Origin of the sequence: Flavobacterium sp. (assembly GCF_003525665.1) — a bacterium.
Taxonomy (GTDB): domain Bacteria; phylum Bacteroidota; class Bacteroidia; order Flavobacteriales; family Flavobacteriaceae; genus Flavobacterium.
The window spans coordinates 11630-22883 of sequence record NZ_DQDX01000086.1 but is presented as its reverse complement, the minus strand read 5'-3'; the positions used below and the strand labels follow the sequence as shown (position 1 = coordinate 22883).

12 protein-coding genes are annotated in these 11254 nt (G+C 32.0%); 9 read left to right on the top strand and 3 right to left on the bottom strand.

What is annotated here, in order from left to right:
• The 3 genes from DIU01_RS06470 to DIU01_RS06460 all read right to left on the bottom strand — a co-directional run.
• On the bottom strand, positions 1–604 hold a 604-nt coding region (locus DIU01_RS06470), incomplete at its 3' end, for an aspartate carbamoyltransferase catalytic subunit (protein ID WP_290832672.1).
• Between the two features lie 67 nt (positions 605–671).
• Positions 672–1205: a bifunctional pyr operon transcriptional regulator/uracil phosphoribosyltransferase PyrR gene (pyrR, locus tag DIU01_RS06465; RefSeq protein WP_290832670.1), complete on the bottom strand. Its 534-nt coding sequence runs from the start codon at positions 1203–1205 to the stop codon at positions 672–674.
• A gap of 150 nt (positions 1206–1355) precedes the next feature.
• Positions 1356–2927, bottom strand: a complete 1572-nt coding sequence (locus tag DIU01_RS06460; protein ID WP_290832668.1) for an ABC-F family ATP-binding cassette domain-containing protein — start codon at positions 2925–2927, stop codon at positions 1356–1358.
• A 252-nt stretch (positions 2928–3179) separates the two neighbouring features.
• On the opposite strand from DIU01_RS06460, the gene DIU01_RS06455 reads away from it, so the two are divergent.
• The 9 genes from DIU01_RS06455 to DIU01_RS06415 all read left to right on the top strand — a co-directional run bounded on the left by DIU01_RS06455 (position 3180) and on the right by DIU01_RS06415 (position 11232).
• The gene (locus tag DIU01_RS06455; protein WP_290832666.1) at positions 3180–4226 is read left to right on the top strand and encodes a DUF2806 domain-containing protein; all 1047 of its coding nucleotides are present in this window, start codon (positions 3180–3182) and stop codon (positions 4224–4226) included.
• A gap of 575 nt (positions 4227–4801) precedes the next feature.
• A complete protein-coding gene (locus DIU01_RS06450; RefSeq protein ID WP_290832664.1) occupies positions 4802–5542 on the top strand; it encodes a prolipoprotein diacylglyceryl transferase in 741 nt (246 codons plus the stop codon).
• A gap of 3 nt (positions 5543–5545) precedes the next feature.
• Positions 5546–6541 (top strand): virulence RhuM family protein, encoded by a 996-nt coding sequence (locus DIU01_RS06445; protein ID WP_290832662.1) that lies wholly within the window; start codon positions 5546–5548, stop codon positions 6539–6541.
• 3 nt (positions 6542–6544) lie between these two features.
• On the top strand, positions 6545–7528 hold the full coding sequence (rhuM, locus tag DIU01_RS06440) for a RhuM family protein (protein ID WP_290832661.1): 984 nt from the start codon (positions 6545–6547) through the stop codon (positions 7526–7528).
• The gene (locus DIU01_RS06435) at positions 7528–8916 is read left to right on the top strand and encodes a radical SAM protein (RefSeq protein WP_290832659.1); all 1389 of its coding nucleotides are present in this window, start codon (positions 7528–7530) and stop codon (positions 8914–8916) included. Before rhuM ends, DIU01_RS06435 begins: the two co-directional genes overlap by 1 nt.
• A 1-nt stretch (position 8917) precedes the next feature.
• Positions 8918–9106: a hypothetical protein gene (locus tag DIU01_RS06430; protein ID WP_290832657.1), complete on the top strand. Its 189-nt coding sequence runs from the start codon at positions 8918–8920 to the stop codon at positions 9104–9106.
• A 22-nt stretch (positions 9107–9128) separates the two neighbouring features.
• Positions 9129–9311: a hypothetical protein gene (locus tag DIU01_RS06425; RefSeq protein ID WP_290832655.1), complete on the top strand. Its 183-nt coding sequence runs from the start codon at positions 9129–9131 to the stop codon at positions 9309–9311.
• 2 nt (positions 9312–9313) lie between these two features.
• The gene (locus tag DIU01_RS06420; protein ID WP_290832653.1) at positions 9314–9508 is read left to right on the top strand and encodes a hypothetical protein; all 195 of its coding nucleotides are present in this window, start codon (positions 9314–9316) and stop codon (positions 9506–9508) included.
• A 314-nt stretch (positions 9509–9822) separates the two neighbouring features.
• Complete coding sequence (locus tag DIU01_RS06415) at positions 9823–11232, top strand: thioredoxin-like domain-containing protein (protein WP_290832651.1); 1410 nt, start codon at positions 9823–9825, stop codon at positions 11230–11232.
• Positions 11233–11254: the final 22 nt, after the last annotated feature.

Below are 11254 nucleotides of genomic sequence, written 5' to 3'. Positions count from 1 at the left end.
GACTTTCAATGTATTTTGGAATTAAGGTTTTTGGTCCGCATACTTTTACTTCGGCACCTTGCATTTGCAAAGCATAAATATTGGATAAAGCCACTCTCGAATGCAATACATCTCCAACAATAACTACTTTTTTTCCTGCAACTTCGCCAAGTCGTTCTCTGATGGAAAAACTATCTAACAAAGCTTGTGTTGGATGTTCGTGTGCACCATCACCAGCGTTTACAATACTTGCTTTTACATTTTGTGATAAAAAATACGCTGCACCAGGATTGGCATGTCGCATTACAACCATATCTACTTTCATAGATAAAATATTGTTCACCGTATCAATTAGTGTTTCTCCTTTTTTAACTGATGATTGCGCTGCTGAAAAACTAATTACATCGGCCGAAAGTCGTTTTTGAGCTAGTTCGAAAGATAATTTGGTTCTTGTACTATTTTCAAAAAATATATTGGCGATAGTAATATCTCGCAAAGAAGGCACTTTCTTTATTGGTCGATTGATAACTTCCTTGAAATGATCTGCGGTTTCAAATATCAAATCGATGTCTTCCTTGACAAGGTATTTTATTCCTAATAAATGGTTTACACTTAATTCTTTCATTTATTGTTGTAGTTGTGTTGTTGTCAATCTGAATTTATTTCAGATTCTATGTTTATAATTTCTGAATTTATACTAAATAAACCGCGTCTTCTCCATCATTCTCCACCCAGCACACTTTTACTTTTTCGTCATTAATGGCATCTACTTGTCTTCCTCTATAATCGGGTTGGATTGGTAAATGACGACTAAAACGTCTATCAATTAGCGTTAAAAGTTCTACTTCACTTGGTCTTCCAAACGATTGAATTGCGGTTAATGCTGCGTTGATACTTCTTCCTGTATAAAGAACATCGTCAATGAAAACTACTTTTTTATTTTCGACTAGAAAATCGATTTGAGTTTTATTGGCTTCTAATGGTTTTTCGCCTCTACGGAAATCATCTCTAAAAAAAGTGATGTCTAGAAATCCGAGTTCGATATTGGAAACTTGGTATTCGTTTTCTAAAATTTGTTTAATTCGTTCTGCTAAAAACTTTCCACGTGGTTGCAATCCAATTAAAACGGTATCTGAAAAATCAAGATGTTTTTCAATCAATTGACAAGCCAAACGATGAAGAATTATAGTTACTTCTTTGGAAGTGAGCAATATTTTTTGACTCATAATGAAGTGTTGTTTGGATTACAAATATAGTTTTTTTTGCTATATAAAAAAATCCCAAATTCCTTTAAAAATTGGAATTTGGGATTTGTTATTTGAATTATAACTTGTCTACTTTTTTTACTTCGTACATCGTATTTCTATCTTCGTAGATTAGTTATACATTTTCTTTCTTAATTCTTGAACACCTTCGTTATCAAGATATTCGTCGAATGTCATGTATCTGTCAATTACTCCGTTTGGTGTAATTTCTAAAACTCTGTTGGCAACTGTTTGAGCAAACTCGTGGTCATGCGTTGTAAACAAAACCGAACCTTTAAAGTTTTTCAACGTATTATTGAACGCCGTAATCGACTCTAGGTCTAAGTGGTTTGTTGGTTCATCTAGCATCAATACATTGGCACGCATCATCATCATTCGAGACAACATGCAACGTACTTTTTCTCCTCCAGATAAAACGGTACATTTCTTCAACGCCTCTTCACCAGAGAAAATCATTTTCCCTAAAAATCCGCGGATGTGAACTTCATCGCGCTCTTCTTCGGTTTTTGCCCATTGGCGTAACCAATCTACTAGATTCAAACTTCCGTCTGTGAAAAATTCGTGATTTTCGTTTGGCAAATACGATTGTGTTGTTGTAATTCCCCAATCATATGTTCCTTCATCGGCTTTTTGATTTCCGTTTAGGATTTCATAAAAAGCGGTTGTAGCACGTGAATCTTTTGAGAAAATCACCACTTTATCGCCTTTCGCCATGTTCAAATCTACGTTTTTAAACAATACTTCACCATCAACTGATGCAGCAAGGTTTTGAACATGTAAAATTTGATCTCCAGCTTCTCTTTCAACATCAAAAATAATCGCAGGATATCTTCTNNNNGAAGTCGCTTGTTTCGATTTCGCCACATTCGCACTAAAACGACGGATGAATTCTTCTAATTCGGCTTTTTTCTCTTCGGCTTTCTTATTTTGTTGTGCTTTTTGTTTTGCTGCTAACTGACTTGATTCGTACCAAAACGTATAGTTTCCAGAATAGTGATTAATTTTAGAGAAATCAATATCCGAAATGTGCGTACAAACCGAATCTAAAAAGTGTCTGTCGTGCGAAACTACAATTACCGTATTTTCATAATTAGCAAGGAAATTTTCTAACCAAGTGATGGTTTCAAAATCCAAGTCATTCGTTGGCTCATCCATTACCAAAACATCAGGATTTCCGAAAAGCGCTTGTGCCAATAACACACGAACTTTCATTTTTCCTTCCATTTCGCCCATTAAGTTGTAATGCATGTCGGCAGAAATTCCAAGGTTGGATAACATCGCACCAGCATCCGACTCGGCGTTCCATCCGTTCATTTCTTCAAATTGAACCTGCAACTCACCTATTCTATCTGCATTTTTATCATCATAATCGGCATACAAGGCATCCATTTCCGATTTTACTGCGAATAATACTTTGTTACCCATCATTACCGTTTCTAAAACCGTATGTTCATCAAACATGTTGTGATTTTGATTCAAAACCGACATACGTTTTCCAGGCTCGAGAAATACGCGACCCGATGTTGGATCGATATCACCAGCAAGAATTTTAAGGAACGTAGATTTTCCGGCACCATTGGCACCAATTACTCCGTAGCAATTTCCTTGTGTGAAGGTTGTATTTACTTCGTCAAATAATATTCTTTTACCAAATTGAACTGATAAATTAGATACAGTAAGCATAAAATGATTTTCTTTAATTTCGGTGCAAAAGTAGTGAAAAGTGTTCAGTTTTTAGTAATCAGTGTTCAGTTTTTAGCGTTCAGTGACTTACACACATTTTTTTGTTGAAAAACAGGTAAAAGTACGTGGTTTTGCTTTGTAGGAAAATGGTATATTTGTGAAGGATGTGATTGGATAGATTGCGAATATTTTTGAATTAGCTGTAATCAATCGACTAAATTATAAAACAACAACTTAAATCTGAAAAAGTAAATGAAATTAGAGGATGTTTTAGGAATTGGAAAAGTTTTGCCAATTGATAAACTTATAGAAATAGTATCGAATTCAGTTGGTAGAATTTCTAAACCGTATTTTGATAGAAAAGATATTGATACAAAAGTTTACGAAATAAAAAAAATTGCAGAGGCAAGAGCAGAAGAGATGAAAATAATTTCAAATGCTGTAAAAGAGAATTTTGAAATGACCGGTGGTATTGAATATAAAGACGAAAAAATAGCAATTAATTCACCAAAAGAATTACAACCACAACTATTGTTAAATGAATCTATTGAAGAAAGAACAAAAGAACGAATTATTTTTCAAGAGACTAAAAGACAATTGAATATTGAAAATGTAACTGCATTTGCAGCCGAAGAATTGAAGAATGAACAACCAATAACTGATGAACCAATTGACGAAGATTGGACTTCAAGATTCTTTAAAATTGTAGAGGATATTTCAAACGAGGAAATGCAGACATTATGGGGAAGAATATTAGCTGGTGAAATTAAGCAACCTAAGACGTACTCATTAAGAACATTAGAGTTAATAAGAAATCTTTCTAAAAATGAAGCTGATGTTTTTACTAAAGTTGCCAATTACGCAATAAAATTTGGTACTGCAAATTATTTATTCAAGGGAGACGATGAAGAATTATTAAGTAAAAATTATAATATTTCTTATACTGAAATTGCGTTATTGATGGAAATAGGTTTGATTCAAACTGGAGATACAATAATTCATCAACTACTTCAACGACCTACAGATAGTCAAATGGTTTATACTGGTGGAAATATTGTAATTATCGCAAAAACTAAAGCAAATACTCCTACAATCCAAGTTCCAGTCTTTGTTTTTAGCACTACTGGAAATGAATTATTAAAGTTAATAAAATCCATTCCTCCATTCGACTATTTGACCTTATTTGCTAAATCATTAAAGAATAAGACTGCAGAAGTTAAATATGCATATATATTGGGAAGAACTGGTACAATTATAAATCATACCCAACCATTACAAGAATTTCCAAATCAAGAATAAAAGGCTTCAGATTAGATAGTGCGCATTTACCATCCTTGCCAACAATCCAAATCCAACCAAGCTCCACAAACTCTTCCAATAAAAACCTCCGCAAATCTCTCCAGACTTTGCGGTTTTTTTATGTTCAAAAATTAATTCTAAAGAAACTCACCACAAATCTAAATTCTTAAAAAGCATTCTAAATGTACTTTTTCACTATCTGAGTTTTCAGATAACAACTTTAGAATGACATATAGCAATTTTGGGTTGTCAGATAACAACAATGGGTTGTCAAATAACAATTTTAGGTTGTCAAATAACAATTTTAGGTTGCTAAATGACAATTTTAGGTTGCTAAATAACAATTTTAGGCTTTCGAATGACAATTTATTAGTGTTGGATTACAATTTTAAGATGTCAAATAACAATTTTGTAAAATGGATGCTCTTTTCAGAAATCGAGAACCAGGTTACCAAGATTTTCAATTGCTGTTTTGTTGTTTAAAATCTATAGTCTATGCACAGCAATCAAATCCAAAACCAAAAATTTCTTACCTCAAAATAAAATCCTACATTAGCTAAAATTTACAACCCTTTATGACCTTTCCTTTTCAGTTTGATTTCTTTGGCGAAAAAGTATATTATCATTTTATATTTGAAACCTTAGCGTTCTTTATTGGTGTTCGCTTATACTATTATCACAAAAGAGGAATAACCGATACCATTTCCGACATCAATCGCCTTTGGATTATGTTGGGAGCGATGGTTGGTGCGCTTATTGGTTCGAGAGTTTTAGCCATGCTCGAAAATCCATCAGAAATTGCGAATCAAACGTTACTCACTTTTTATCAAAACAAAACCGTTGCTGGAGGATTTCTCGGAGGATTGTTTGGTGTAGAACTTTTTAAGAAATTTATTGGTGTCAAAACCGCTTCTGGAGATATTTATGTAATTCCGATAATCATAGCTCTTTTCATTGGAAGAATCGGTTGTTTCTCGATGGGAATCGCCGAACCAACCTACGGAATTGAAACCACCGTCTTCACCGGAATGAATTTGGGTGATGGTAAACTGCGTCATCCTGTAGCATTGTATGAAATGACGTATATGATTTTACTTTTGCTCCTTTTCAGAAAAATAAAAAATGTAAATTTAATTAATGGCGACCGATTCAAACTCTTTATGGTTTTATACTTTTTGTATCGATTTTCCGTCGAATTTATTAAGCCATATCAACCTTTATTCTTACATTTGAGTAGCATTCAATGGAGCGCGATTTTTATATTTGTTTATTATTATAGATTTATACACCGATTATTAACGCCAAAAAAAGACTAATTTATGCAGAAACCCATTTTATTATACCAAACCATCGATTCCAATATCAATGTGGAAGTTACCTACATTGACGAAACTTTTTGGCTTACACAAAAAGCTATTGCACAGTTATTTGGAGTTGAATTAAGTACGACAAATTATCACATTAAAGAAATCCTTAAAGATAATGAGTTGGAAGAAATTTCAACTATTCGAAAAATTCGAATAGTTCAAATGGAAGGAAAAAGAGAAGTAAGTCGAGAAATTGATTTTTACAATCTTGATATGATTATCGCTGTTGGATACAGAGTAAATTCTAAGCAAGCCACTCAATTTAGAATTTGGGCAACCAAAACTTTGCGAGAATTTATCACCAAAGGTTTTGTTTTGAATGATGAAATGCTCAAAAACGGAACTTCTTTTGGCAAGGATTATTTTGAAGAATTATTAGAACGAATAAGAGAAATCCGTTCTTCGGAAAGACGTTTTTATCAGAAAGTAACCGATATTTTTTCGCTTTCTGCTGATTATGACAAAGATTCAATTGATACAAAAAACTTTTTTGCCAATGTTCAAAACAAATTGCATTGGGCAATTACAGGAAAAACAGCGGCAGAAATTATCTATTCTGAAGCAGATGCTACAAAAATCTATATGGGTTTGACATCATGGAAAGATGCACCAAATGGTAAAATTCAAAAATCGGATGTTGCTATTGCAAAAAATTATTTGAACAAAACTCACCTAGAAGAATTGAACCGAATTGTTTCTGCTTATTTAGATTTAGCCGAAAATTATGCTAAAAGACAAATCATTATGAAAATGGAAGATTGGACCGTTTTCATGAATAACTTTTTACAACTTTCAAACTATCCAATTTTGACAGATAAAGGAAAAATATCACAATTGGAGGCCAAGATTAAAGCTGAATCCGAATTTGAAAAATTTAGAATTATCCAAGATAAAAATTATGTTTCCGACTTTGATTTGGAAGTAAAAAAAATTACGAAAAAAGAGTAAAATATGAATTCAGGAGAAATAGTAATTTATCAAAATCAAGACGGCAATATCAAAATTGATGTCCGTTTGGAAGAAGACACGGTTTGGTTGACAATTGAACAAATGGCATTGTTATTTGGTAAAGCCAAATCAACTATCAACGAGCATATTTTAAATGTTTTCAATGAAAATGAATTAGTTGAACATTTAAGTATTAGAAAAATCGGAAATTCCGATTTTTCTACTAAACCAACAAATTTCTACAACCTTGATGTCATAATTTCTGTTGGTTACAGAGTAAAATCGCAACAAGGTACTCAATTTCGTATTTGGGCAACGCAACGATTGAAAGAATATATTGTCAAAGGATTTGCCTTGAATGATGATCGTTTCAAATCGGGAAATTCAATGAATTATTTTGATGAATTACAAAGTAGAATTCGTGAAATTAGATTATCCGAACGCTTTTTTTATCAAAAAATAAAAGACATTTACACTACAAGTATTGATTATAATCCAAAAGATGAAAGTACAATTCAATTTTTTAAAATAATTCAGAATAAATTACTTTGGGCAATATCTCAAAACACGGCTGCTGAATTGGTTTACAGAAGAGTTGATGCCTCTTTGCCTCTACTTGGAATGCAATCGTATGATAAAAAAGAGAGTAAATCGGTTACTAAAAACGATGTAAGTATTGCCAAAAATTATCTGAATGAAAATGAAATAAAATTACTTGGATTATTAGTGGAACAATATTTGGCTTTTGCTGAGACGATGGCTCAACAAAATATTCCGATGTATATGAAAGATTGGAAAGAACGTCTTGATAGTATTTTGCAACTCAATGGTCGTGAACTTCTAACTCATGCAGGAACAATTAGTCATCAAATGGCAATTGAAAAATCAACACTAGAATATGATAAATTTCAAAAGAATTTAAAAGATATAGAAATTGAAAAAAGCTTGAAAGAAATTGAAGAAGACATAAAAAAACTAAAAAAATAATGCCAAATAGACCTTACATATACTACGATTACACCAAATCACTTTGCCCAACTTGTTTAGAATTGGTCGATGCCAAAATTGTCTTTCAAGACGAGAAAGTTTGGATGCTGAAACATTGTAAAACCCATGGCGATTCACGTTCCATGATTGCAGACGATGTTGAATATTACAAACAAATTAGAAACTACAACAAGCAATCGGAAGTGCCTTTGAAATTTAATACTAAAGTACATTATGGTTGTCCTTATGATTGTGGTTTGTGTACCGATCACGAGCAACATTCGTGTTTGTCGATTGTAGAAGTTACCGATAGATGTAATTTGGCTTGTCCAACGTGTTACGCGTCTTCTGCACCAAATTATGGACGTCACCGAACGCTAGAAGAAATTGAAAAAATGTTTGACGTAATCGTTGCCAATGAAGGCGAACCAGATGTGGTTCAAATTTCGGGTGGCGAACCAACGGTGCATCCGCAGTTTTTTGAAATTATGGATATTGCCAAAAGCAAACCTATCAAACATTTGATGCTAAACACCAACGGAATTCGAATTGCAAAAGATATTTCATTTGTAGAAAAACTCGCAAGTTACATGCCTGATTTTGAAATTTATCTACAATTTGACAGTTTCAAACCCGAAGTTTTAGAAAAATTACGTGGCGAAGATTTAACCGAAGTGCGAAAGCAAGCTATAGAAAATTTGAATCATTTTAATCTTTCTACAACTTTAGTAATTACATTGCAAAAAGGCGAAAACGATGATGAAATTGGTAAAATTCTTGAATATGCTGTAAAACAAAAATGTGTTCGTGGAGTAACGTTTCAACCGACACAAGTTGCAGGAAGAAATGATAATTATGATGACGCGACAGGAAGAATTACGTTGACCGAAGTAAGAAGAAAAATTTACGAACAATATCCAATTTTTACACCACAAGATTTGATTCCGGTTCCGTGCAATCCAGATGCTTTGTGTATGGCTTATGCGTTGAAAATGGACGATCAAGTAATTCCTATGACGCATTTATTGAATCCAGAAGATTTATTGAATACTACCAAAAATACTATCGTTTATGAAAACGATGAAGATTTGAAGAACCATTTAATCACAATGTTCAGCACAGGAATTTCTGTGGATTGTGCCGAAGACACTTTTGGAGAATTGATGTGTTGTCTGCCGAGAGTAAAATCGGATAGTTTGCATTATGATAATTTGTTTCGAATCATCATTATGAACTTTATGGATGCCAGTGATTTTGATGTTCGAGCAGTAAAAAAATCATGCGTTCATATTGTGGATAAGCGTTATAAATTAGTACCATTTGAAACGATGAATTTGTTTTACAGAGATAACAAAATTGAAGAAATCAGAGAAAAATTAAATCGATAAAATGGAACATTTATTAAATTTGGCTTTATTTGTGATTGTAATTTGTGCAATAGTATTTTTTGCTGGAGTTGTAAAATTGTTTACCAATAAAGATTCCAATTCTAAAGCGATCAAAATGATTTTGTTTTCATTATTGACAATAGTAATCCTATTAGTAATAGGAGTTTCGGCTTGTTTTTCAAATTTATAAATTGGAGGAATGCATTAATGCTATGGAACTAATTGCAATTTTATCAGGATTTTTAATTTTAGGAAGCCTTTTGGGTTTATTAATTGGATTTATTCAAGTATTTTCAAAAAGAGAACAAACTAAGAAAAATGGAATACAAACATTACAATTTTCAGTAATTGGATTGATTATCGGATTTAGTTCTTGTGCACTATTATTTAATTAAATATGAAAGAAACTTTAGTTACAATTGGAATAATTCTAGCGATAATTAGTGTGATAGCATTTATTATTGGCTTCATTATGCTGTTTTTTGAAAGCCAACGAAAATCTGGATTAAAGGTTATGCTGTTTTCGGTGATTGGGTTTGTCATTGGTTTTGGAACTTGTTTCGCCAATTTTTCATTAGGTCCGATGCATTAAATTTGAAAAAAAAAATGGATCTATTATTACTTGCAATAATTGGTATTTTACTGTTTATCAGTCCATTTACGTTATTAATTGGCTTATACAAAGTACTCTTTCAAAAAGAAGATAAAGCGTTTGGAATTCAATTATTGATTTATTCTTCTATTGTTCTCGTTATTGGTTTGGGAACCTGTTTTTCAATTAATGGAATCACATAAATGAGAAAAATATTATTTTTTTTGCAAACAACTACTAACAATACTTTAACGCTAGGTTAACAGAATATATAGTTTCATATAAATATATTTGTTTCCAATTATTATATTTTAATGAAAAGTTTCGCTTTTTTAAAAACCTATTTTGTACCAATTTTTATCTTGTTATTTGTAAGTTCTTGTAAAAAAGAATTTTCAAATAATGATTACACCGCCTATTTTGGAGGAGAGATTGAAAATCCGTCGTCTCGCTACGTGCTTTTTTGTAAAAACAATAAGGTAATCGACTCCATACAGTTGAAAGATGACAATACTTTTTTCATAAAATTTGACTCATTAACTCCTGGTTTATATACGTTTAAAAACAATCCAGAATATCAATATGTTTACTTTGATAAGAACGATAGTTTGATGGTAAACATCAACTCAAAAGAATTTGATGAGTCGATGGTTTTCTGTGGTCGTGGTTATGAAAAAAACAATTTCTTAATTGAGATGTATCTTCGAAATGAAAAAGATAGAAACAGTCTTTTCGAAGCTTTCGATTATGACTTTGACAAATTTGATAAAACATTAAATAAACTTTTTGTAGCCAATCAAAATTATTACGAAACACAAAAAGAAGCTGTTGACTGGAACGACGAATTTGATGTGTATGCCAAAGCATCATTGGATTTTCCTTATTTCACTATTAAAGAAATTTATCCTTACATTCACAAAATGCGAACTGGTAAAGATGTTATTGAAAAACTTCCGCAAGACTATTACGCCTTTAGAGAAGAGATCGATTACAACAACGAACCTTTGACCAACTTTTCTCCGTTTGTAATATACCTAAGTCACATGTTGAGCAATATGGCTGAGATAAAATACCATAATCATTTTTCAAATGCCGATTTGGCTCTAAAAACAAACATCAATAAATTAAACATCACCGATTCTCTAATTAAAAACGAAAAGGTTAAAAATATTGTACTCAACACAATAGCTTTTAATTACTTATTGGAAGATCAAAACATGATGAACAACAATTTGTTTTTAGATACGTATCATAAATATTCTACCGATAAAAGTCAGAAAAACGAAATTGTAAAAATTGGAAACGCCATTCAGTTATTAAAACCAAATTTCGATTTACCGCGAGTGAGTTTAGTTGATTTGAATGGTAAAACGGTTTCAACATCCAATTTAATTACTAAAAATACAGTGTTCTTCTTTTGGTCTTCAAATGCAAAATCACACTTAACAGAAGTACATAAAAAAGTAATCGATTTCAAGAAAAAATATCCTGAATTTGATTTTATAGCCATCAATTTGCACGATAAAGAACACAAATGGAAGGAAACTTTATCCAACTATGATTTTAACGGAATTCAGCAATACCATTGCGACAACTTTGAAGATTTAAGAGCCAAATGGGCAATCACAAAAATCTACCGAACAATAGTTGTAAACAAAGACAAGAAAATCATCAATGCGTTCACTGGAATTTTTGAAGTTGATTTTGAGGAGAATTTGAAGTAAGTTTCAGATTTCAGATTTCAGA